Annotated in this window: 21 protein-coding genes and 3 pseudogenes; 12 read left to right on the top strand and 12 right to left on the bottom strand. The window is 69.5% G+C overall.

The features are described from left to right. Positions 1-1,590 (top strand): ATP-binding cassette domain-containing protein (locus ACWCQ6_RS25175; protein WP_451092753.1); only part of this gene is annotated, 1,590 nt, incomplete at its 5' end. 350 nt (positions 1,591-1,940) lie between these two features. On the opposite strand, the gene ACWCQ6_RS25180 is transcribed toward ACWCQ6_RS25175, so the two are convergent. Further along, positions 1,941-2,747, bottom strand: a complete 807-nt coding sequence (locus ACWCQ6_RS25180; protein ID WP_451092755.1) for an SDR family NAD(P)-dependent oxidoreductase — start codon at positions 2,745-2,747, stop codon at positions 1,941-1,943. A gap of 648 nt (positions 2,748-3,395) precedes the next feature. Here ACWCQ6_RS25180 and ACWCQ6_RS25185 point away from each other — a divergent pair. Beyond that, positions 3,396-3,464: pseudogene (locus tag ACWCQ6_RS25185) on the top strand (MarR family winged helix-turn-helix transcriptional regulator); the annotation flags it as partial. A gap of 303 nt (positions 3,465-3,767) precedes the next feature. On the opposite strand, the gene ACWCQ6_RS25190 reads toward ACWCQ6_RS25185, so the two are convergent. Both ACWCQ6_RS25190 and ACWCQ6_RS25195 read right to left on the bottom strand, forming a co-directional pair. Then, a complete protein-coding gene (locus ACWCQ6_RS25190) occupies positions 3,768-4,295 on the bottom strand; it encodes a GNAT family N-acetyltransferase (protein ID WP_451092819.1) in 528 nt (175 codons plus the stop codon). 89 nt (positions 4,296-4,384) lie between these two features. Next, positions 4,385-4,645 (bottom strand): annotated as a pseudogene (locus ACWCQ6_RS25195) (hypothetical protein); the annotation flags it as partial. On the opposite strand from ACWCQ6_RS25195, the gene ACWCQ6_RS25200 reads away from it, so the two are divergent. Continuing rightward, on the top strand, positions 4,636-5,241 hold the full coding sequence (locus tag ACWCQ6_RS25200; RefSeq protein WP_451092757.1) for a hypothetical protein: 606 nt from the start codon (positions 4,636-4,638) through the stop codon (positions 5,239-5,241). The pseudogene ACWCQ6_RS25195 and the gene ACWCQ6_RS25200 overlap by 10 nt on opposite strands. A gap of 551 nt (positions 5,242-5,792) precedes the next feature. On the opposite strand, the gene ACWCQ6_RS25205 is transcribed toward ACWCQ6_RS25200, so the two are convergent. Further along, the gene (locus ACWCQ6_RS25205) at positions 5,793-6,410 is read right to left on the bottom strand and encodes a dihydrofolate reductase family protein (RefSeq protein WP_451092759.1); all 618 of its coding nucleotides are present in this window, start codon (positions 6,408-6,410) and stop codon (positions 5,793-5,795) included. Positions 6,411-6,976: 566 nt separating this feature from the next. On the opposite strand from ACWCQ6_RS25205, the pseudogene ACWCQ6_RS25210 reads away from it, so the two are divergent. From ACWCQ6_RS25210 to ACWCQ6_RS25220, 3 genes and pseudogenes are all read left to right on the top strand, one after another. After that, a pseudogene (locus tag ACWCQ6_RS25210) lies at positions 6,977-7,240 on the top strand (helix-turn-helix domain-containing protein); the annotation flags it as partial. A gap of 174 nt (positions 7,241-7,414) precedes the next feature. Beyond that, on the top strand, positions 7,415-7,873 hold the full coding sequence (locus ACWCQ6_RS25215; protein WP_451092761.1) for a PaaI family thioesterase: 459 nt from the start codon (positions 7,415-7,417) through the stop codon (positions 7,871-7,873). Beyond that, entirely contained in the window at positions 7,870-8,847 is a 978-nt protein-coding gene (locus tag ACWCQ6_RS25220) for an MBL fold metallo-hydrolase (protein WP_451092763.1), read from the top strand. Before ACWCQ6_RS25215 ends, ACWCQ6_RS25220 begins: the two co-directional genes overlap by 4 nt. Before the next feature lie 51 nt (positions 8,848-8,898). On the opposite strand, the gene ACWCQ6_RS25225 is transcribed toward ACWCQ6_RS25220, so the two are convergent. Together ACWCQ6_RS25225 and ACWCQ6_RS25230 are read right to left on the bottom strand one after the other, a co-directional pair. After that, positions 8,899-9,423, bottom strand: coding sequence for a hypothetical protein (locus ACWCQ6_RS25225; protein WP_451092765.1), 525 nt, complete (start codon positions 9,421-9,423; stop codon positions 8,899-8,901). 153 nt (positions 9,424-9,576) lie between these two features. Beyond that, a complete protein-coding gene (locus tag ACWCQ6_RS25230; protein WP_451092767.1) occupies positions 9,577-11,166 on the bottom strand; it encodes an FAD-dependent monooxygenase in 1,590 nt (529 codons plus the stop codon). Between the two features lie 178 nt (positions 11,167-11,344). Between ACWCQ6_RS25230 and ACWCQ6_RS25235 the strand changes: the two genes are divergently transcribed. Next, positions 11,345-11,884 carry a CGNR zinc finger domain-containing protein gene (locus tag ACWCQ6_RS25235; RefSeq protein WP_451092769.1) on the top strand — a complete coding sequence of 180 codons (540 nt, stop codon included), beginning with the start codon at positions 11,345-11,347 and terminating at the stop codon, positions 11,882-11,884. Positions 11,885-11,990: 106 nt separating this feature from the next. Here ACWCQ6_RS25235 and ACWCQ6_RS25240 read toward each other — a convergent pair whose 3' ends face one another. Then, on the bottom strand, positions 11,991-12,941 hold the full coding sequence (locus ACWCQ6_RS25240) for an N-acetylmuramoyl-L-alanine amidase (protein WP_451092771.1): 951 nt from the start codon (positions 12,939-12,941) through the stop codon (positions 11,991-11,993). A gap of 11 nt (positions 12,942-12,952) precedes the next feature. Continuing rightward, positions 12,953-13,105 carry a hypothetical protein gene (locus ACWCQ6_RS25245; protein WP_451092773.1) on the bottom strand — a complete coding sequence of 51 codons (153 nt, stop codon included), beginning with the start codon at positions 13,103-13,105 and terminating at the stop codon, positions 12,953-12,955. A gap of 592 nt (positions 13,106-13,697) precedes the next feature. Between ACWCQ6_RS25245 and ACWCQ6_RS25250 the strand changes: the two genes are divergently transcribed. From ACWCQ6_RS25250 to ACWCQ6_RS25265, 4 genes are all read left to right on the top strand, one after another. Next, a complete protein-coding gene (locus tag ACWCQ6_RS25250) occupies positions 13,698-14,015 on the top strand; it encodes a hypothetical protein (RefSeq protein ID WP_451092775.1) in 318 nt (105 codons plus the stop codon). A 212-nt stretch (positions 14,016-14,227) separates the two neighbouring features. Next, on the top strand, positions 14,228-14,743 hold the full coding sequence (locus tag ACWCQ6_RS25255) for a hypothetical protein (RefSeq protein ID WP_451092777.1): 516 nt from the start codon (positions 14,228-14,230) through the stop codon (positions 14,741-14,743). A 345-nt stretch (positions 14,744-15,088) separates the two neighbouring features. Continuing rightward, the gene (locus tag ACWCQ6_RS25260; RefSeq protein ID WP_451092779.1) at positions 15,089-15,328 is read left to right on the top strand and encodes a hypothetical protein; all 240 of its coding nucleotides are present in this window, start codon (positions 15,089-15,091) and stop codon (positions 15,326-15,328) included. Then, positions 15,321-16,403, top strand: coding sequence for a response regulator (locus ACWCQ6_RS25265; protein WP_451092781.1), 1,083 nt, complete (start codon positions 15,321-15,323; stop codon positions 16,401-16,403). Before ACWCQ6_RS25260 ends, ACWCQ6_RS25265 begins: the two co-directional genes overlap by 8 nt. On the opposite strand, the gene ACWCQ6_RS25270 is transcribed toward ACWCQ6_RS25265, so the two are convergent. Further along, a complete protein-coding gene (locus ACWCQ6_RS25270; RefSeq protein WP_451092821.1) occupies positions 16,366-16,917 on the bottom strand; it encodes a WYL domain-containing protein in 552 nt (183 codons plus the stop codon). The two genes, ACWCQ6_RS25265 and ACWCQ6_RS25270, sit on opposite strands and share 38 nt — an antisense overlap. A gap of 421 nt (positions 16,918-17,338) precedes the next feature. Beyond that, entirely contained in the window at positions 17,339-18,601 is a 1,263-nt protein-coding gene (locus ACWCQ6_RS25275; RefSeq protein ID WP_451092783.1) for a phosphatase PAP2 family protein, read from the bottom strand. A gap of 778 nt (positions 18,602-19,379) precedes the next feature. Between ACWCQ6_RS25275 and ACWCQ6_RS25280 the strand changes: the two genes are divergently transcribed. Further along, entirely contained in the window at positions 19,380-20,426 is a 1,047-nt protein-coding gene (locus tag ACWCQ6_RS25280) for an AI-2E family transporter (protein ID WP_451092785.1), read from the top strand. Positions 20,427-20,640: 214 nt separating this feature from the next. Here the strand turns inward: ACWCQ6_RS25280 and ACWCQ6_RS25285 are convergent, their stop codons facing one another. Beyond that, positions 20,641-21,876 carry a hypothetical protein gene (locus ACWCQ6_RS25285; protein ID WP_451092787.1) on the bottom strand — a complete coding sequence of 412 codons (1,236 nt, stop codon included), beginning with the start codon at positions 21,874-21,876 and terminating at the stop codon, positions 20,641-20,643. Positions 21,877-21,972: 96 nt separating this feature from the next. Next, the gene (locus ACWCQ6_RS25290; RefSeq protein WP_451092789.1) at positions 21,973-22,185 is read right to left on the bottom strand and encodes a hypothetical protein; all 213 of its coding nucleotides are present in this window, start codon (positions 22,183-22,185) and stop codon (positions 21,973-21,975) included. Between the last annotated feature and the right edge of the window lie 5 nt (positions 22,186-22,190).

The following is a 22,190-nucleotide window of genomic DNA, read 5'->3' on the forward strand; positions in this document are numbered from 1 at the left end:
CGGGCACCAGGTTCGGATCATTACCAACGGCTCCGGTCGGATCGCGTACTTCCGGCGCGAGCGGCGGCCGCGACAGCCACGTACGCCGAGCGGCGGATCACCCCGAGGCTGACCACCGAGACGGATACCGCCCTGGTCGAGGCGGTCTGCAGGGTAGAGGCCGCGGCCTACTCGGAACACGGCTTCGCGGACCGGCAGGAGGCCGCGGAGATGGGCGTGCTGCGCACTCAGGTGATGGTCACCGATGCCCAGAGGCTCATGTCCGCGCTGATCCGCATGATCACCGCCGGTGGCGTTCTGTCGGTACTGAACCCGGCGATGCTGCCGCTGCTGTTGCTCGCTGTCCTGCCCGCCGGAGTCGGAGCCGTCCTGACCGCGCGCGTGGACTACGAGATCCACTACGCCAACGTCTCCGACCGCAACGTACGGGGCATGATGCGCTGGTGGTCCACCACACCCAAGTACGGTGACGAGGTCCGCGCCAACGGAATGACCGACTACCTGCTGTTCTGGTACCGGTCCCTGTCCGAACGGTGCGACCGGCGGACCCTGGCCGCCGCCCCGCGCACCCTGCGCATCGCCCTGCTCTCCTCACTGGCCGGTGGCGCATTCCTCGTCCTCACCTGGGCGGTCCTTGCCTGGCTCGCCGTTACCGGCCGGATCGGGCTCGCGATCGCCGCGACCGCGGTTCTTGCCGTGCAGACCATGCTGGCCGCCCTGTCGCAGGTCGTCATCAACGGAGCCGCGGTTTTCCACACCAGCCTCTACCTCGGCGACATGCAGGCCTTCCTCGACGCCGCGGCCGAACGGGCGCCCAAGCGCGGGAAAGGCGCTGTCACCGGTCCGGTCGACGAGATCCGGCTCGACGAAGTCGTCTATCAGTACCCGGGAAAGGCCGCACCGGCCGTCGCGGGCGTCTCCCTGACACTGCGGCGCGGTCAGATCCTCGCGATCGTCGGAACGAACGGCTCCGGGAAATCGACCCTGACCCGGCTGCTCACCGGCATCAACCTCCCCGACAAGGGCAAGGTGACCTGGAACGGAGCGGATCTCGCCGAGGTCGACCCGGCCACCGTCTGGCGACACACGGGACTGGTCCCGCAGATTTTTGCCCAGTGGCCGCTGCGTGTCCGGGAGAACGTCACCCTCGGCCAGCCCCGCACCGCCGACGACGGACCCGTGTGGGAGGCCGTCGACGCGGTCGGGATGCGCGAGGCTGTCGAGGAGCTGCCGGACCGCCTGGACACTCTCCTCGCCCGCGAACTCTTCGGCGGGGCGGAGCTGTCCGGCGGACAGTGGCAGAGGCTGGCCTGTTCCCGCGCGCTGTACCGCCGGCCGTCGCTGCTGATCCTGGACGAGCCCACTTCGCAGATGGACCCGCGCGGCGAGCACGGCATCTTCGAGCAGATCAAGGCCATCGCCGGAGACCGCATCACGGTCGTGGTCACCCACCGTCTGGAGAACACCAGGATCGCCGATCACATCGTGGTGATGGAGCACGGCCGCATCACCGAACAGGGCCGGTACGAGGACCTGGTCCACGCCCAAGGCGCCTTCGCCGAACTTCTGGAGCTTTCGCAGGACCGCTGACCGGCCCGCACCGCACACCGGATCACACCGCGTGATCCGAGGCCGGTTCCACCACAGCATGACCGAGGCGGGGACGGATCCACTCACCGTCGCGGGTGATGCTGAGCACGCCCCCTACAAAGGCCATGGGGAAAACCCCGGCAGGCGTCTCCCAGCGGAACGGAACGGAATGGACGAGAGACTTCCCAGCTCGGTGAGTTCGGCAGCGAGCCGGTCGGTATGGGCATGGGAACCGGCGCCGGAACCGGCGTTCCCGCCGAGCGGCAGGTCCATCTCGACAGCCATCCCAATCCCCGGCAGCATCCCTCAACAGCAACGACCGGCCACAACAGCAACGACCGGCTGCGATTCTATCGAGCCGCTCCGGGGAGCATGGCGCGTCGCCCGGGAGCCGCGGAGGACTGCATGCTCATGCTGCCGTCGACGACCAGGAGTTGGCCGGTGAGGTAGCGGGACTCGTCGGAGGCGAGGAACACCATGGTGTGGCCGATGTTCTCGGGAGAGCCCAGGTACGGGAGGGCGTTGCCCTGCTTCAGTGCTGCGATGACGTCTTCGGGCAGGTTGTTCTCCAGAGCAGGCGTCATCACCGCACCGGGCGCGACGGCGTTGCAGCGCACGTTCTGCGGCCCGTACTGGACGGCGATCGACTTCGTGATGCTGACCACCGCCGCCTTGACGGCACCGTAGGAGGTCTGCAGGACGTCGCCGACGAGCGCGGCCACGGAAGCCGTGTTGATGATGGAGCCGCCGCCGGCGCGGATCATGTGGGGCACCGCGTGCCGGGCGCCAAGGAGGGTGCTGCGCATGTTGAGGGCGACGGCCCGGTCGAATTCGTCCATGTCCATGCGCAGCAGATCCAGGTCCTTGCGCGGGTTCGTGCCGCCGACGTGGTTGCACAGGACGTGCAGACCACCGAACTCGCCGACGGCCGCGGCGACCATGTCGGCGACCGAGCCCTCGTCGGTGACGTCCACGGTGACCGGCAGTGCCCGGCCGCCCGCGGCCTCGATGAGCCCGGCGGTCTCCTCGGCGCCTTGGGTGTTGTGATCGGCGACAACGACGCGGGCGCCTTCCCGGCTCATCAGTTCGGCGGCGGACCTTCCGATCCCGCTGCCTGCGCCGGTGATGACCGCGACCTTGTCCTTGAGGCGTTCCATGATCATGTTCCTTCGTCGTTCCTGTTTGGTTCAGCGTGTTCCGGTGGCGGCCCGGGGGCGTGCCCGATCCGTGCCGGTGTCCTGCTCCGCGGTGGAGCGCCGGCCGCGCGGGATGGCGCGGGTGAGCCGACGCCGGCCAGGTGCTGCCCGGTGCTGGGCGGGACCTCGGAGCGAGGCCCGTGGCGGTGTACGCGAGGACGGCTCCGTCGTCCAGGGTGACGGTGCGCGAGACGAGGTAGGAGGCGACCGCCCGGCGGCCGCGGTGCACCGACAGGTTCGTGCGGTCGGATACGTAACGGCCGTTTCGTCCTCGGGCTGATCTGCACTCATGCGGGACTCCATGCCTCGGGTGCGTCGTGAGAGGTGACTGCGCACGGCTGGCGATGTGGACCATGCATGCGATATGTACGATACATATGATGTTCGCTATGCACAAAACTCGCTGGTGGTGGCCTCCGCCGCGGGGCGGGAATGCGCGATGATGGCGGGGAAGCGACGGTGGAAGAGGGCCAGGCACATGGGTGAGCAAGAGGATCGGCTGAGCGATCTGGAGCGGGAGCTGACCTTGTTGTCGCGGCATTTCATCGCCGCGCGGGGCCCCGCGTAGGCCAGAGCCTGGAACGCTCGGCCTACGTCCTGCTCATCCGGCTGGAGGTCGGTGAGCCGCTCACGCTCAAGGAGCTCGCGCACACCTTCCAGGTCGATGTCTCCACCATCAACCGCCAAATCGGCGCCATGCTCCGCAACGGCCTGGTGGAACGCATCCCCGATCCGGATGGCGGGATGGCCCGCAAGTTCCGCCCCACCGCGCTCGGCCTGGAATGCCTGGAGGTCGATCGCGCCATCAGCCGCGCGGGTACCACACGGCTCATCAAGGCGTCGGGATGGACGGACCAGCGAACCGAGCAGGCCGCAGTGGGACACCGTTGCCCAGGTGCTCGGCGTCAGCAGGCAGACCGCCCGTTCCCGCCTGACCCGTTACACACTCCGCCGCTGACCGGCGCGCGAAAGCGCGGTTGCTCAGCCCTCGCGGGAACTCGGCAGGGCCTTTTCGAGGAGCGTGAACGACTTGGGTACGCCGCCGGGTTGTGGCTTGCCCGCCTTGTGGCCGACGGGCCGGTAGCCGTCGTTCACGTAGTAGGAGTTCAGCCGCGCGTTCCCGGCCAGGCAGTCCAGCCGCACAAACGCCCGGCCCGCCGCGGCCACACGGCGCTCGGCAGCCCGGAGCAGCAGCCGGCCCGTCCCAGGCCTGGCGGTGCCGCGGTCCACCATCAACCGGTGCACATATCCGGCCACCGGAGGCTGCGGACCCCAGGCGTCCTCGTCCGCCCACCACAGCTCCCAGGCCCCGGCCACGCGGCCATCGGCCTCGGCGATCCAGACCTCGCCACTCGCCATGACCCGGCGGAAATGGTCCTCGCCCAGCTCACCGGGCTGCCACTGGCCGGTGACGCCCCGGGCGAGCATCCAGCGGGCGGCGTCGTCGCGCAGGTGAACGAGAGCCGGGAGGTCGGTCTCGTCGGCGAGGCGGAAGCGCAGATCGTTCACGTCGTTCACACCGCAATCCTTGCATCGCCCACGCTCTGTGGCGGATTTGCCGAAACTGTGCGGGACTTCCGCACTTGGGCCGGTGCTGCTCAGCAGAGGTGCAATTCGTGGACCACCTGGATCCGGCCGACGACATGGGCGTTGAAATCGTCGAGCTCCTCGGCCGGAACCCATAGTTCGAGAATGGTCCGCCCGCCGGCCTGCTGGACGGGACAGCGGTGCAGGAACTCCGACTCGACCTCGAAACGCGTGACGAACCCGGCTCCGTCGTGCTTCACGTTCCAGTCCCTCGCGATCCTGATCGCGTAGTCCTCGTTGAGAACCGGGGGCTGTTCCCGGGATGCCGGAGGAGTATCTGGCACTCAGCAGCCGCGGCATTGTCTACCGGCTGAAAGTCAGCGGCGCCACGGCGACGGTCCTCGACGACTCGCCGCTGCCGGGCATCGGGGAGGGCGACGACTTCGAGAGCTTCGCGCTCGTCGCCCGGGACGGGAAGCTCGCCGCCCTGTGGGCGGACCGGGGCGCCGGCGCCGACCGTCCCGCCACGCTGTACGCGGCGCAGTTGTCGTTCGCTCCGTGGGGGCAGCCGCAGTTCGGTGCCGTGACGCGCCGGGCCTACTTGGCGCCTTACCCGACCGGTGAGGGCACGCGGCACATCTCCGACATCTCGGTGACCGACTCCGGCCGGATCCTTGTGAGTTCGGCCGCGGACGCCGGTGACGACGGCCCGTTCGACTCCGCGGTCAGCTACGTGGGCCGAGTGACGGTGTCGGCCGGTGGCCGGGTACGGGTCACGCTCGCGGCGCACCCGACCGTGCTCGGTACGTTCCCGCAGTACAAGATCGAGGCCGTGGAGTGCCTGCCCGGCTCGGCCGATGCCCTCCTGGGCACCTACGACGAGAACCTCGGCGGTTACGTACGGACCGTGCCGTTCTGCCGGGCCTGACACCGCCGCCAGGTGCTGCAGGGCCCGGACGGCGGACCGCCGCCCTTCGCATGATGTGCGTTCGAGGCAGCGGGCCACGTCGGCCGGTTCCCGGAACCGGCCGGCGTGGCAGCCGCTCAAGCTCTACGCTCACGGCACCCTGTCGCAGGCATGGTTCCGGGCGCTGCACGTCGGCATGACGGCAGGTGGCACCGCCTCCGGTAGGGAAGCGGTGCTCGCCGAGTTCGACGACGGCGCCGCGACACCGGCCCTCACCAACCGGGTGCCCTGCTCCGAGTACTTCCCGGTGCGGCACCGGGCTCTGCCGGCGCATGCCAGGCAGGTCGACCCGAACGCCGGATTCATGCTTCACGACCGCGACAACGAACGCGAGGTGTGGCCCACCGAGGACTTCCACCTGGCACGCTCCCAGATGGAAGTCTCGCCCCCGAGGGCGACCTGTTCACCGGTGTGCGTCCCGGGCCGCACACGGCGCTGTTCCCCGGAGAGGGGCGGCGGGGCGGACAGCGGCGTAGTGACTCGGTCGGCGCGAGCCCGCGCCGACCGAGTCACTACGCTCTGGGCCGGGACACGTCCGGGGTCTTGCGGGCGTACGTGAGGAAGGCGGCCCCGCACTTCAGGACGGTGTGTTCGGTGAGGTCCCAGCCGCGCGGATCGAACGCCGCCTTGTCGGAGAAGAGCGGTATCCCGGTGCCGATGGTCATCGGGCTCAGCTTGATGATCAGGCCGTCGATCTCGGAGTACAGTGCACCGGCGAGCTCGGCACCGCCGATCAGCCAGATGTCCTTGCCGTCCTGCTGCTTCAACTTCCTTACGGTTGCCACCGGATCATCGGCAACCAGTTCCACGGCCGCGTCCGGGCTCTCGCCCAGTGTCCGGGAGAACACCAGGTGCCGCAGGTGCGGGTAGGCGTCGGTCACTCCTGCCCGGAGACCGATCTCGTAGGAGCGCCGTCCTTCGAGGACGGTGTCGAAATGCGTGCCGTCGGCGGTGACGGACAGTGCGGCGCGGGCCGGGCCCGGCAGAGTCTCCGGGTACTCGGAGATGAGGTGCTGAACATATTCCTCGGGGACCGGCCAGAAGCCGTCCGGGCCGGTGGGGTCGGAACCGTCCGGGCCGGCGATGAAACCGTCGAGGGTGGACGCGATGTAGTAAACGAGCTTGCGCATGGACGACCTTTCGTTGATCGAGCGACAGGGGGCGGCAATCGGTGCACACCGGCCACGGCTCGTCCGCAGGCCACAGCATCGGCCCGCCCACGGAACTGTCCGACACATCCGGATTCCCCGGCCTCGGGTGCAGCCGGGTGGTGGTGCCCCGGTACGCGGCGAGCTCCGGAAGAGCGCTTCCACGTCCAGGGGCCGCGGCGGTGTGGTCCTCGTCATGGACTCGACCCTAAACACCGGACATCTTCGATGAGTTGGCCCCCCCATGCCGTCCTTCCCCCACCTGCTGTTCACCAGCGGAACGGCCGCCCGCCGCCAGCGCGGAGGAAGCCGCCCGGAACCCGTCGATTCCGGCGGCGGTCATGCGCCGCGTGATCTCCATGGCCGCTGCGCGAGCCTGACAGCCCCCGGCAGCCCGGCCGACGCACCACGCCCCCGCCCCGAGAGACCCTCGTGGCGAGGGAGAGCGGGTCCACGCCATTCTTCACAACAGCTCTCTCGAAACAACTGTTGTGGGTTTACCTTCGGCGCATGGCCGCTCCTTCAGCTGACGGTCCTCGGAACGGGACATCGAACTCGACACTGCCGCCTACGCGTACTTGCCACCCATTGCGCTTGAACGTGCTCACTCTGCTGCGTGAGCGCGGCCCCTCGACCGCCACCCGCGTTGCCGAGGAACTGGGCATCAACCCCGGCGCTGCCAGCTATCATCTGCGTCGCCTTGCATCCGGCGGACTCATCGTCCTGCGGCCGCGCCTGCGGAGCAGCGCGAGGCCGGACGCGCGTACACACAGGCAGTCGCCGTGCCCGCTGCCGACCGACTGCGCAGAGCGGTACACCTGGCCGTCGACGTCCTGCCCGCACGGCCGCGAGGGCCAGGCCCTCGGCTGCCCGGCCGCCCCCGAGGCTCCGGTGCCATGATGATCGCCATCGACGGGATCCTGCTGGTGGAACGCCTGGCCGACTGACGAACCCGTTTCACCCCGTATGCAGACGAAGGAGAGCACATGGGAGACCGGACACAGCGGGAACAGGCGAGCCCCGAGGTCCAAAAGCGCATCCGGGAGAGCTTCGACCGCCAGGGCCTCATGACCCATCTCGGCGCACGCCTGATCCACATCGGCCCCGGCCGGGTGCACATCGAGCTCCCGGCCCGCCCCGAGGTGACCCAGCAGCACGGGTACGTCCACGCGGGTGCCACCAGCGCCGTCGCGGACACCGCGGGCGGCTACGCGGCGCTCACTCTGTTCCCCGAGGAGTCCGATGTCCTCACCGTCGAGTACAAAGTGAATCTTCTCGCACCCGCCGCCGGCGACCACATCGAAGCGATCGGGACCGTCCTGAAGTCCGGACGCACCCTGACCGTGAGCCAGTTGGAGGTGTACGGAGTCCGGGCCGACGGCGAGCGGAAGCTCGTCGCCAACGGGCAGCAGACTCTGATCCGCGTGAACAGGCGCGCGCAGTGACCCCGCAGCAGTCCCTGCCGGCCTGGGTGACATGGTGGCAGCGGCCTTTCCCCGACGCCAACACCCTCCTGCTGCACGGGCAGCAGGCCGCCCTGGTCGACAGCGGGTTCGTCGCCCACGCCACGGAGACCGCCGACTGGGCCCGCGCGCACGCGGGGACCGTGGGCCTGGTCGTGAACACCCACTGGCACTCCGACCACGTCGGCGGCAACGCACTCCTCCAGGCGCAAGGCGCGGCCATCGCGGCCGGGGCCTGCGAAGCGAAGGCGATCTCCCGCCGGGACCCGGGCTGCTGCGCGGCCGAGTACCTGGACCAGCCCGTCGCACCGTACACGGTCGACATGCCGCTCGACGACGGGCAGGCGCTCCGCCTCGGCGACACCGACTGGGAGGTGATCGCCACCCCCGGTCACACCCGGGGCCATCTGGCGCTGTGGCAGCCGGAGGAGCGGCTGCTCGTGGTCGGGGACGCGCTGTCGGACTACGACGTCGGCTGGGTGAACCTCGCTCTCGACGGGCGTGACGCGGCTGCCACCGCGCTCGCTTCCCTCGAACGGACGGCCGCCCTCGCCCCGCGCGTGATTCTTCCGTCCCACGGGCCGATCCCCGCCGAGCCCGGCGCGGCGCTCACGGCCGCACTGCGCCGCGCCCAGCGTCTCGTGGACGATCCGGACGGCGCGGTCTGGTACGGCGCCCGGCGAATCTTCGCGTTCGCCCTGATGATCCGGGGCGGCATCCCGGCCGGCGAGGTCGAGCCGTATCTCCACGCACGGGCCTGGCTGACCGACGCCGCACGGCTCCTGGAGGCGCCCCCCGAGATCCTCGCCGCCGAGCTGGTCACGACCATGCTCGGCAGCGGTGCGATCGTCCTGCGCGACGGCCGCCTGCACGCCGCCGCACAACACACCGCGGTCACGGCCGGAACACTGCGCGTCCCCTATCCGCGCGGCTGGCCGGCGACGGAGCCGCGCTGACACGGAGCGGAACCGGCCCGTGGCGGGAACTGCCGGGGAGATGAGCCGGATTCAGCCCTTGATGAGCGGGTCGTAGGGCTCGTCCTCGTCCGTGAAGACCAGGATGTATTCCTTGCCCGTCTCGGTGGCGACCCGGTGCAGGCGGGACAGGGCCTCGGCCTCGGTGGGAAGGCCGAGGCCGAGAACCTCGGCCGCTCGGTCCCGCCGAACCGTCAGGTCGGGCATGTCCTCCAGATACTCGGCAGCCAGCTCGCGGCTCTCCTCCTCGGTGAACGCGCGGCAGTCGCGCCACCAGGGCGCGGCCAGGAGGAGCCGCAGCAGCTCCGGCAGGCCGATCGCGACCAGAGCCGCGCCGCCTTCGGAGTCCGCGTACAGAACTGGTCGTTCCTCGCCACCGTCGCCGCAGAAGAAATACGTACCCCCCGCTCCATCACCCGCGAAGCCCTCCAGCGCCGCGCCCGACATGAGGTGGACGTTCTCGACATGGTCGCCTCGATCGAGGTCGAAGTCGCCAGGCCAGGCCAGGAAGCGGGCGGCCTCGTCGTGTGCGGCGACGGCAGTGATAAGCGAGTGCATCCGTCGCACCCTAGTGGCCGGGTACGACAGCTACGGGTGCAAGGCAGCGGCGGTCGTTCGGGACCGCAGAGCGGCGGATCGCAGGGTCAACGCAATATGGCAGCCACAGCCCGTCCGCGCCGCTTCGCCCCGGCCTCCCTTGCGTGGTCGGGGCTACCGGCCGCCGGTGAGGATGCGCCGAAGGGCGTGAAGGAGGTGCGGTTCGGCGGTCGGGGAGGCGGCGCGCCATCCGATGTGGCCGTCGGGGCGGACCAGAACGGCTCCGGCGGCGGGCAGGGCGCACAACTGGTTGAAGGACCCGGGGCGTTCCTCGCGCAGCGGGTAGCCGTTGAGTTGGTGGACGGTGACGGGGATGCCGGCTGATGCTGTGGCGGCGTCGGCCTGCTGCGGCCAGGCCGAGGTGTCCGCTGCGGTGATCAGGGTGAAGCCGGGGCCGATGAGGTCCAGGGTGGAGGTGATCCCGGGCAGTCCGTCGAGCCGTGTGTGCGGGGCGCGGCGCCCGGGGGCGCCGCTCGGGTGGTAGCCGGAGACATCCAGTGGCGGCCGGGCCGGCGTGTCGGGGCTGTCGGGGTCGGGGATGACGGCGGTGGAGCGGTAGGCGGCGGTGAGCAGTAGTTCGTCGTCGATGCGGTATCCGGCACGGGCGCGGGCGTTGTCGGTGGACACATCGATGACCTGCCGGGCCACCGGGCGGCGTTCGGCCTGGTAGCTGTCCAGCAGTGCCGGGGTGGCGCGGCCGGCCGTGACGGCGGCGAGCTTCCAGGCGAGGTTGTCCGCGTCGCCGATTCCGGTGTTCATGCCGTGCCCGCCGGTCGGAGGGATGACATGGGCCGCGTCTCCGGCCAGCAGGACGCGTCCGTTGCGGTAGGCGGACGCCAGCTGGGCGTCCATGCGCCAGACCATGGTGTCGCGAACGCTCACCTCCAGGTCCGGGATGCCGGCCGCGGCCCGTACGAGGTGCTCAAGGTGCTTTTGGCCGGTGAGGCCCTCGTCCTCAAGCCGGTGCTCGGGGTCGAAGGGGTACTGGTAGATCCAGTGGCGGTCGTTGTCCACCGCCATGAAGCCGCCCCGGCCGGGTGGGGTGAGGAAGTACGAGGCGCTCGCCCGGTCGGCCACCACTTCGCCGAGCGGCGCCTCGAAGCGGACGCTGAGAAAGTGGCCCAGCCCCGTCGGGCCGTCCATCCCGATGCCCGCGCCGGCACGGACGGTACTGGCAGCACCGTCGCAGCCGACGAGCCACTCGGCACGCACGGTGTGCTGCTCGCCGACGGCGCGGTCCTCCAGCACGGCGCGCACGCCTTCCTCGCCCTCGGTGAAGGACAGCAGACGCACGCCGAACCGGATCCCGTCGCCCGCCGACTCGCGGGCCCGCCGCAACAGGACCGGCTCCAGCGCGTCCTGGGAGCAGATCATCCCCGGCGAGGGCGTGTTCACGTCGTCGTCCGCCTCGTCGTGGGCGACGCCGCTGCGCACGAAGTCCGGGTCGACCAGGTCCCTGCCCCGGTAGAAGAAGACCTGGGTGGCGGGAAGACCGGCGGCGCGGACCTCGCCTTCGAGTCCACAGCGTCGGAAGATCTCCATCGAGCGGGCGGAGACTCCGCGGGCCTTGGGGTGACGGGAGGTGTCCGGACGGGCTTCGATCAGCAGGTGGCCCACGCCGTACCGGGACAGCAGGTTCGACAGGGTCAGACCCACCGGTCCGCCACCCACGATGAGTACGGGCGTCGTCGTCGGAAAATGCATGTGCTCTCCATGGTGGCGGTCCACAGCCGGTCACGGCCGATGTCGGAGCGGCTGTCACGAGACGGATCGAGAGCGACCGGACCGCGACCACCCAGTCGTAACGCTCATTTCTTCATTTTGACGTTACCATGGGGGAGTGTCACCCGCTGGACGAACCCATCTGGAGAAGGCGAAGCCCATGACCGAGGACCTGACCGGGGCCAACCCGCGCGGCCTCCACTTCATCGCCGAACTGGTCAACACCGTCCAGGACGACGCCGAGGTGAGCGCGGCGGCGCTCCAAGCCCTCGTGGAGCGTCACGGCGGTCCGCCGTTCGTGCTTACCGAGCCCGATGCCCGGCGGCTGCGTCAAGCCACCGCCCGCCTGATCGGCATCCTGGCAATGAGTGACGAGGATCGGGCGGCCGAGGCGATCAACACCCTCCTCGACGATCACCCCGCCCGGCCCTGCCTGGTCCGCCTCCCCGGCCGTCCCTGGTCCCTCCACAACAAGGCGCCCCGCGGCGCCGACCCTGCTCACTGGCTGCTGTCCACCACCGCCCTGGCCCTCGGACTCTGGCTCAGCGAACGTGGCCGGTGTGCCTGGGGGCAGTGCGCCGCGCCCGGCTGCGACCACTTCTTCATCGACACCGGCCGCCGCACCCCCCAGCGCTACTGCACCTCGCGATGCGCAACCCGGGTCCGGGTGGCCTCGCACCGAGCCCGGCAGGGCGGATAGTTCCATTTCGGCGCGGGTGCCGGCCCTGGTGTGACGGATACACCGCGGGCCTCAGTTCGACGGCAGTCCGTCGAACTGAGGCCCGGCCGAAGCGTCGTTGTGTGCTTCAGGCTCCTTCGGCGTTGCCGTCGGCATCGACGACGGCCCGCTCGATCGCGGCATTGACCGCGGCGACGATGGTCTCCGAATCGGCGCCTGTGCCGACGTGGCCGGCGAGCGCGGTGATCGCGGCGGTCTGGGCGGCCATCCGCTTGTCCATGGACCGGATGCGGGCCTGCATGTCCTTCAGGATGGACTGCGGCTGCCATGTCGGGTTCGTCGAATGGTCCGCCGCGTCCGTCGGGCCGCCGATCGCGTCGGTCTTCCACACGGCGTCGAAGATGTCGCGCTTGGTGATCCCAGCCATGGGGTCCTCCTCGTGGTCGGAGCCGGGGTTCCAGCTCGCGGGGTGCTTGAGTCGCTCGGAGACGTCGGTGCGGAGTTTGGCCATGGTGAAGCCACGGGGGTCGATCTTGTCGTTCGACCACTCCAGGTGGCCGATCACGGACTTCGCCGACCATTTGTGCGCCCGGCACAGCGCGGCCTGCACGCGGACGATCGCGTCGTACTGGGCGGCAGGCCAGGGATCCTTGCCGTCGCCGAGGTTCTCGCACTCCCACCCGTAGAACCGTGCGTTGCCGTCGACTCCGTTGCTGTTGCCGCGGGTGGGGGGAGTCGGCCGGGTGCCGTACGACTCGGCTATGACCTGCTCCAGCACCTTGGGGTCACCGCCTCCGGCGTGATTCGCGCGGCCCCAGCCGACCATGTGCACCTGGCCGTTCTTCGCGATCATCCCGTGGCACAGCGGACCGGGCAGGTCGGGGTAGCCGTCGCGGACGATCCGGACCGTCGCCGCGGTGCCCTTGGTCACGGTGTGATGCACCATGCTGCCGTTGACCGGGCCCCAGGGACCCTTCGAGTTGCGGTTGTGGGTACGCCAGTTGCCGACCTCGACCACACGCACGCCCTCGGCACGCAGCGCCTTGAGGACCGCAGAGGCGGACAGAGGAGTAGCCATTCTCTTCCCTTTCAGCCCGAGGTGTACGGGACGTTGCGGCGGCCCTTGCCGGTGAAACCGTTGTTCGTGCTGCCGTCGATCGATTCGACCGCTTCCACCCACAACTCCGGACCATGCCGCGTGCTGTCCGCCGCCGACACCTTGTACTTCGTACCGTTCGTCACCTTCCGCATGATTGTGCGACGGGTCGCGGGGACGTCCGGTTCATGGGAGTTCCATACCCCTGCAACGTCACCCGGACTCGGCCGAGTGGCCAGCAGTGTGTACGACCCGTCAGCAGCGCACAAGCCGATGCCGATCCCCCATCGGTGTCGGCGAGCGGGCGCCGGGCCGACAGCAGTTGATCCTGTACGTCCGGCGCGTGGGCCGTCACCCTTTGTTGTCAAGGGCGTTGAGGGTTGTACAGGAGGCTGTTGCCCGGAACCCGGGCGGGTGGGGAATCGTCCCGGACCCGCCGTATCCACGTCGCGTCCGGCGAATGTCCGGCGGCCGCCGACTGCTCAACCAGTCCCCGGAGGAAGGAAGGCGCCCGGTGGCGGGAGATGCCGGCGCGGATGCGTCCAGGCCGTCTACGCGGCATGGACCCTTCGGTTCGTCGTCATGCGGTACATGGTCCCACGAATGCGAACGACGTCTAACGGGTTTGCTCGGCCGGGGATTCGACGGACCGCCCGATCGCCGATGCCGCCCGCAGGGAGGAGCGGTCAAGTCCGCAGTGGACCCGGCATTGCCCAAGGGCCGTCCTAGGGTTTGGGTATGACACGGTTGAAGAGCGAGACATCCGTTCCCGAGAGCCATGCGGAGGCGGTGATCGAGGCTCTTCATGCGGCAGGCGCAGGCCAGGTCGGCGACTATGCGCGATGCTCCAGCGTTTGGCGGGTGACCGGAAGTTGGCAGGCGCTGCCCGGCTCGCAGCCGTTCGATGGCGAGGTGGGCGTTGTCCAGCACAGCGAGGAGTGCAGGATCGAATCGGTCTGTGACGTGGAGCAGGCCCGAGCTGTCCGGGAGGCGGTCCGCGAAGCCCATCCGTACGAGGAAGCGGTCATCCACTTCCTGCCTCTGCATGAGCCGTGAGTCCGGTCATGGGCCGCACGCATCGAAGCCGCTCGCAGACAGCCGCTGAGGGGACGGCTCCCCTCGTCGCGGTTCCGGCCGGGCCTGAGCGTCGCTGATATCGGCCGCCCGCCCCGGTAATTCATGGGCAGTGTCCCCAATGGCCGTTCTATCGTGTACCGCCGCCGTCCATGCCGGGACGGCCCGATGAGAGAGGCCGCGGATTGCCGGACGTGTACGAGATCATGCTGGATGCCGAGCTCAGCAAGGCGTTCGACGTGTGGTCAGGGTATTTGGAAGCCGATACGGGTGAGGACCCACAAGTCCGTGCGCGGCTGCGCTCGGCGCTGGAGTCGGCCCGCGCGGCCGCCGCGGAGGGGGACCGCTCGCGCGCTCGTGTCCTGGTGGCGGACATGTACGACGACGCCCGGGAAGCCGGCCTTCATTGGGCCCCCGTGCCCGCTCGCCCCTGCGAGGCCGACAGTCAGGCCCGCGATTACGCCAAGGACGAACTGCGGCAGGTACTGCCTCTGGAATTGCGCGAGAATCTGGACAGTGTCGCGATCTTCCTGCGAGTCACGGGCCGACGCCTCAAGGCCGCCCCCAGCCTCGACGCCGCCACCCGCCAGGACATCATCTACATCACCGCCCGCGCCGGGATGGCACTCGACTTCGCCGACCTGACAGCAGCACGCCGCGAACTCGAACGCCTGAAGGCAATCGCGCGACGCTGGGGCGTGGAGCACTGAGCGCCATGTCCGGCCCGCGGCGTCCGAGAGATCTGACGGCACTCGCATGGCCATCAGCCCGTGGGGCACGGACCTGACACCGCGCCCCACGGGTCTTGTGGACTTCAGCAACGTTGCAGCGCAACGGCCTGGCAACAACCGTGTCCGCCTTCACTGTGATCAGCCAGAATGCCCATGGCCGGGTGAGCTGGTGCAGTGGCAACAGGAATCAGCGTTGCGTCTGTTCCCGTACTGCGGGCTGCAACGGCTCCGCGGTCGGCCATCCTGTGACTCCCCGTCCTGCAATCCGCCGGATGGGTGAATGGTCCTGTCGCCGTGCGGCGGGCTGAATGGATAGAGGTCTCGATGGACCGGCCGCTGCTGTCGCTGAGAACGACCTTGGTGTTGCTGCTCGCCTTACTCGCCGGCGCGGCAGCGGGTGGACTGACCGCACTTGCCGGCGAAGGGGCGCCGCGGAGCCTGCTCGCGGGGCTTGCCGCCGCAGGACTGGCAGTTCCCTTCTTCAACCGCCTCATCGACACCGAGGACGGTGAGCGTCGCCGGCGCGCGGATGCCGGCGCCCGGGAGGGGCAGAGAAATGGGTGAGCTGCGGCCGCTGGGGGACGACCTCACCGAGGCTTCCCGAGCCCTCGCCCAGGCTCTGCGGGAGCTCTTCGAGGGGCTGGAGGTGTCCGTGCGGCGATACGCGGCCCGGCGCCAGCGTGATCCGGGCACGTTCTCCCGCTACCTGAACGGCACCCGCCTGCCCCCGTGGCAGGTGATCACCGACCTCTTCGCGGATCTCGCCCAGCACCGTGGGTCCGCGGTCACGACCGAGGCCATCGAGTTCGTACGGGGGCTGTACGGGTCGGCCGTCGACGCCGGGTCCTCTCCCAAGCACGCGGTGGAGATCCTGGAGCAGCAGCTGGCCGACGCCGACCGGGTTTCCCGACGGTCGAGCGTCCGCGGCGACGTCCTGGGTGACGCCCTGTTGGACCGCACACACCGCATCGCCGACCTGGAGGTGCGCCTCAGTCAGCTGGAGGCCGACCGGAGTGCCGAACGCAAGCGGGCGGACGAGCTCGCGGCCGCCCATCCCGACATCTCCGGCCTTCTGCAGGAACGTGACTCGCTGCAGCTCGATGTCGAGCGACTGGCGGCGGAGCTCCGCGAAGCACGCGCACAGCGTGCCGCAGCCGAGGACCGTTGCAGTCTGCTCGAACGCCAGCTGGACGCCGTCGAGAAATCCATGGCCGCACTGCCCGCCGCCCCGCCACCCCAGGACATGCCCAAGATCCTCATCGTGGACGACCAGCCGAGCAACCTGCTGGCGATGACTGCGGTGCTGTCGACGCTCGATCAGGAGCTCGTCACCGTCTCCTCCGGGCGGGAAGCGCTCAAGGCACTGCTTGATCACGACGACTTCGCGGTCATCATCATGGATGTCCAGATGCCGGAGATGGACGGCTACGAGACGTGCGCGCACATCAAGCGTCGCCCTCGAACCCGCGATGTCCCCATCATTTTCCTCACGGCGATGGGGGTGGACTCGGAGCACTCCGCTCGCGGCTACGCGGCCGGTGCCGTCGACTACATCAGCAAGCCGTTCGACCCCTGGGCCCTGCGGGCCAAAGTCGCCGTGTTCACCTCCATCCATCTGGAGCGCCGCGCCCAGCAGTGACTCCACGGAGATCCGGTTGAGGGCGCCGCGGCGACAGGTGTCGCAGATCGGCTGGAAGATCCGACCCGCGTCCGGGCCTTGCCTCTCGTCGAGCCGGGTCCCGCCCGATCGGCCGGCGTCCGTGAGGGTCAGGCAGGGCGCCGGTAGATGCAGGCCAGGGCATCGAGGGTTCGGTCATGCGTTCGCGAAGCTCGGCCGGGGCGAGAATTTCGGCGTCGGCGTCGAGTCCGAGAAGTTCGGGCAGAGCCTGTTCAGCGGACTCGATCGGAATTTCCACCCGGATCCAGCCCTCGGCGTCCGGCGAGGCGGCGGCCCGCTGTGCGGCATCTGCCATGGCCGAGTTCCACGACTGGGGCAACCTGCGGACGGCGTCCGGAGACAGGCGGAGGGGCGCCTTGCCCTGGTGGCCGACCCGGCGAACCAAGGATGCCGCGGACATCGCCCCGCCTGGAGGCGGCCCTCCACGTACGGCGCCGTCCGCCTCCGGGGCCGGTGATGCAACCTGCGGATGCATCACCGGACGTACGCAGGCATCCCCGCAGCCGGCTTCGTCACGACGATCAGCGCCCTGCGCCGCATGGTTGGTTGCCGACCTCGGCGGCAGCGGCGACCCGCCCGACCGAGCCGGGAATACGGGACCGGCGCCGTGCAGGGGCGAGAGTATCCCGGCGTCTCCATTGATCCGGTCTCCGCAGACCGGGGCTGCGGCCTGCGGAGACCGGATCAATGGAGACGGGATGCGTTCATCCCGGGCCGAGGGACCCCGCGCGAAGTGCGGGGTCCCCGGGCTCCGTGGGTGCTTCGGGGAGGGCAAGCCATCGCGGTACGACGGGCGGAGGCACGCTTCGCGGACCTGGCGGTCGGCGGTGACGTGATGAAGGTGCGTGACCCACGATTCGCACCCGTGACCCGCGTGCCTCCTGATGCAACACGGCTCAGACCATTTCGGGTTGCGGTACCGGCTTCCGCACTGGTGCGGCCTTCGGCTCCCACAGTCTGGTGGTCCGTACGTAGCCGTAGATCACCGAAATCATCGCCAGAATGACCAGTGGTCCGAACACCCACGGATATTCGGCCATCTGCATCGACAGATAGCGGTAGGACGCCAGAAGTGCGGCGAAGACCACCGTGCCGTAGGCGACCAGCTGGATTCCCGCCCGCTCCCAGCCGCGATCGTGCGCGCGCAGCGCCGCCTCGATCGTGAGCGTGAACACCACGCCGGCGACGATGTCCGCGCCGTAGTGGTAGCCGAAGCCCAGTGTCGCGCCGAGCGTGGCGATCAGCCAGAGCGCGCCGCCGATTTGCAGGAACCGCGGCCCCTTGCGGGAATGGATGAAGATCGCGGTGGCCCACGCGGTGTGCAGACTGGGCATGCAGTTTCGCGGGGTGATCTCGTCGAACGGCATGTGGTGCGGGGTGCTGACCGGCGGCGGCGTGTGCGGCCACAGGTCGGCCACCGCCCAGTGCCCGCCGTCGGCGCCGTAGGCGAAGATCGGCCCGACCACCGGGAAGATCATGTAGATGCCCGGCCCGAGCAGGCCGATGACCAGGAATGTGCGTACCAGATGATGGCCCGGGAAGCGGCGCTCGACCGCCACCTTGCGCAGCTGGTAGACCGTGACGACTACCGCGGCCACCGCGAGCTGGGCGTAGACGTAGTCGAGGAAATGGGCGCCGATCGGGCCGGTGGCATTGACGAGCCGGCCCACCAGCCACGACGGGTTGCCCAGCGCGTGATCGGCGGTCGCCACGTACTGGTCGAGCACCTCCGGGCGGGTCTTCGACGTGATGAGGAGCCAGGTGTCGCCGGTCTTGCGGCCGGCCACCAACAGCAGGCCCAGCCCGACGCCTTTCAGCAGCAGAACACGCTCCTGGCCCGTGCGGCGCGTGACGGCGATGACCGCACAGCCCAGAATCACCCACAGTGCGCCGTTGCCGAAGGGGTGGCCCTCGGTCACCCTGGCGTCAGCCGCCCACCGCACCACAAAGATGATGAGGTCGATGCCGATCGCGACACCGATCGCGATGAACCGTTGCCGCCAAGTGAGCACCACCATCATCAGGCCCATGCTGGCGTACAGCAGGAATCCCGATTTGGGGGCGACTATCACCTCTTGTACCTGGGTGGTCATCGGCCCCGGTAGGCCGTAATGACGCGCGGCTATCTCCAGTGCGATCAGGAATCCGAGGGTCACCACCGCCGCCGCGGTCCACAGTATCGCCCGTGGTTGACGCCACGCGGCGAAGATGGTTTTGCGGTCTATTCGCGAAAACACCCGCGATGCTCTAGGTATCAATTGTTTGGCCGATTTGTTAGATGTTGGCTGAATGGGTCACTCTTTGTGCCGGATCCCATGGATTTCCGGTGAATGACGGGCCATTAGGGTGCCCGTCGCGAGTTCGAACATGCTATCGGAGTGGTGTGAGTGGGGTTTGCTGGTCATGGATGGTGCGGTGGACCTTTGGCCCAGCCGCGACGATTCGGTGCCTCGGTAATGGCCGCCGAACTCTCGAACACCCGGCGAGCATTGAGGGCGGCACGGGTGCTTCGGCGTCTGTGGAGTGCCTATGGAAAGACGTGAACTATCCGCCCGGGCAGGGGCGTTGGCGAGCCTCCGACGCCCCTGCCCGATGCTGCGAACGGATTTCCCCCGCTGGTGAAGCCGGGGCTACGGCGGCAGGGGAGCCGACCGTCGCGGTGCGGGGTTTTTGACGGCCGGTGGCTCCGCCCGTGGGGTGACATCCTGCGCATGTCGGCCCCGGCGCCCGGAAAGGTGCGGATTCTCCTGGTACCAGCAGGGAATGCCCAGGCCCTCGCATCCGCAGCCAGACCATACGGACCCCGGCGCACCGTCCGAAGGACGACGGCAACGGATTCGCGCCGCCTCACGCCGGGCGCTGCGCGGCAGGACCGGCCCCGCGGCCCGGAACCCTGGCGCGCGACAGGCGCCCCCCGGCCCGCGGTACACGCCACGCGTGAACCCCGCGCTCCAGACGGCCGCCGCCTACGCCTGGCGGATCCTCGCGGTGGGAGCCGTCGTGTACGCGGTCTTCGCGGCGCTGGGACGATTCCACGAGGTGGCGGTAGCCGTCTTCCTCGGCCTGGTCGTGACCGCGGTGCTGCGCCCGGTCGCGGATCTGCTGGCCGGTCCGATGCCGCGGCCGATCGCCGTCACCGTGGCGCTGGTCGGCAGTATCGTGTTCGTCCTCAGCGTGCTGACACTCGTCGGCGAGGCGGTCGCCGGAGAACGCGCCGGGCTGGAAGAGGAGTTCAGTGACGGCCTGGGCAGGATCGAGCACTGGCTGGAGGGGCCGCCGTTCCGGCTGAATCCGAGGACGCTCGACGACCTCCAGGCGCGGATCGGGCAGTACCTGTCCAGTCATCGCTCCACCCTCATCAGCACGGCCGTCAGCGGCGTGGGCAGACTGGTCGAGGTGATGACGGTGTTCGTTCTGGCGCTGTTCTGCTCGGTCTTCTTCATTCACTCCGGTGACCGGCACTGGGACTGGTTCTGCGATCAGCTCCCGGAGAAGGTTCGGGACGGGATGGTGATCGCGGGCCGGGCTGCCTGGCGTACGTTCACCGGCTACACCCACGGCATCATCCTGGTGGCGGGGACCAACGCCGTATTGGTGGGACTGGTCCTCTTCGCCCTCGGAGTGCCGCTGGCTCTGCCCCTGGCGCTGCTTGAGTTCTTCGCCGCCTTCGTCCCGTTGGTCGGATCGCCGATCGCTCTCGCGGTCGCGGCCGTGGTGGCTCTGGCGGCGAAGGGCCCGATCGTGGCGGCCGTCGTCCTCGTCCTGATCGTGGTCATCGGCCAGATCGAAGGCCATCTGCTCCATCCGCTCGTGATGAGCTGGGCGGTCCGGCTCCACCCGGTCGTGGTCGCGCTCTCGGTGATCGGCGGCGCCATCGCGGCGGGAGTGCTCGGAGCGGTGGTGGCGGTGCCGCTGGTTTCAGTCCTCTGGTCGGTCCGTCAGGCGCTGCGCCGGGCAGGCGAAGCCACGCCTGTGCGGGACTGAGCGGCATGCGCCGGGGGAGAGACGCGGCGCTGCCGGCCACGACCGGCTGCCCGTCCAACTCCGGCGGACTCAGCGGCGGAACGCAGTATCCGCTGAAACTCGCGGCGGCCCTGCCGTCCACCCCTCCGGTGTGCCGCTCGTCCACTCTGCTTCCAGCGCTACTACGCCAGCGGCGCGAACGCGTGCGCGATCAAGGAGCGAGGGTCCTGGGCGTTCACCCGGAGACGGGCTGAGGTCCTGTTCCGTCAGGGTGCCGCACCTGGGGCTGCCGCGGGGGTGCGGCGTCCAGTACCTCCAGCCGGTGCCGGACGGCTTCGACCGCTCCGGGGCGTCGGCCGGGTACGTGGTGGCGCAAGGCATCCAGGGCCGGGCCGAGCTCCCGGGCCCGCTGCGGGTCACGAAGCTGTTGCCACTGGTGATGGGCACGGTCCACGGCACTCTCCACGGCCGGGTCGTCCGACGGCTGTTGCCGGGCGAGGCGGGCGTCAGCGGCAGCCATCCACAGTTCGCAGCTGCGCGCCGGATCGTCGGCCAGACGAGCGAGGTCGGCCCGGACCTCCAGCCAGTGGATGGCCTGCACGGAGCCCGTTCCGTAGGTGCGCAGAGCCCACCCCTCCCATATGGCTGCGAGCGACGCGGCCTCGCCGTGCCGCCCCGCGTGGGCCGCGGCGAGAATCGCGGGCAGCGGATCCTCCTCAGCCGCCGCCCCGGTGTGCTCCGTGACCGGAGCAGGCAGCTGGCGGGGCTGCTCCGGCACCTGGACAGCCGGCGTTGCGGGGGAGGGGGCGGAGAAGGCCGACGAGTCGCCGACGGACAGGAACAGCGCGTCGTCGGAGCCGACCTGGGCGGCGGCCTGTTCGTGGAGCCGGGCGAGCGGCGGGTTGAGGCCACTGCGCCAAGTGGTGGCGAAGGCCTTGAGGTAGGCGGGTTCCGCGATCTGGCGGCGGGGTGGTGGCGGGACGATCCGGCCGTATACGCGGATCCCGTAACCGAGAGCGAGACCCTCGGCACGGAGTTGCTGCCAGGCTTCGGGGGCGGCGGCCATGTCGACGACGACAGTGGTGGAGCCCGGCCGGCGCAGCTTGAGTTCGCTGGCCAGCCAGTGCCAGGGCAGCGCGGTGTAGCGCAGAGTGGTCGGCGTGGTCGTCCGGGCGAGTGCCAGGTGGATCAGGCGCTGTTTGTGATCGAGATGGAGCTGACCTGCTATGTAGAGGGTGAGCAGGCCGGGCGCGGCCGCCGCCGCGCGGATGCGGGTGAGGACGGTCTGCGGGTCGGTCGGGTCGGCGAGTTCGACGATGGTGGCCGCCGTCGCGCCGGCCAGGACGCTGGGCGGGACCGCGGCGAGCGTGGGCAGCACGCCGGTCGCGTCGATGAGACAGCCCTTGCCGGCCGGAGCCGCCGCGATCAGCAGCGCGGTCCCGGATCCTGTGTCCTCCCCGTTGATCACCACAACAGCACGGTAGCTGCTGCCCGGCCCGTGAACGTAATCAGCGGCCGACTCCCGTCCGGCGCGGAGCCGGCCAAGTGGCTGTTGTACCGCCTGTATTCATCGCAGGGCCAGCGAGGTCTCGGAATCGGCACGGTTCAGTTTCTCGGGGTTGCGCACGTAGTAGAGGCCGATGCTGCGGGCTTTCTCGACACGGATCGCCAGGACACCGTCGATCTCGCCGTCCATGCGCACCAGGAGTGCCGGGTTGCCGTTGGCCACGGTGGGGTCAAAAGTGATCGAGAGCTTGTTCTTGCCGATTCCACCGAGCATGTAGC

It is taken from the genome of Streptomyces sp. NPDC001880, assembly GCF_053594575.1.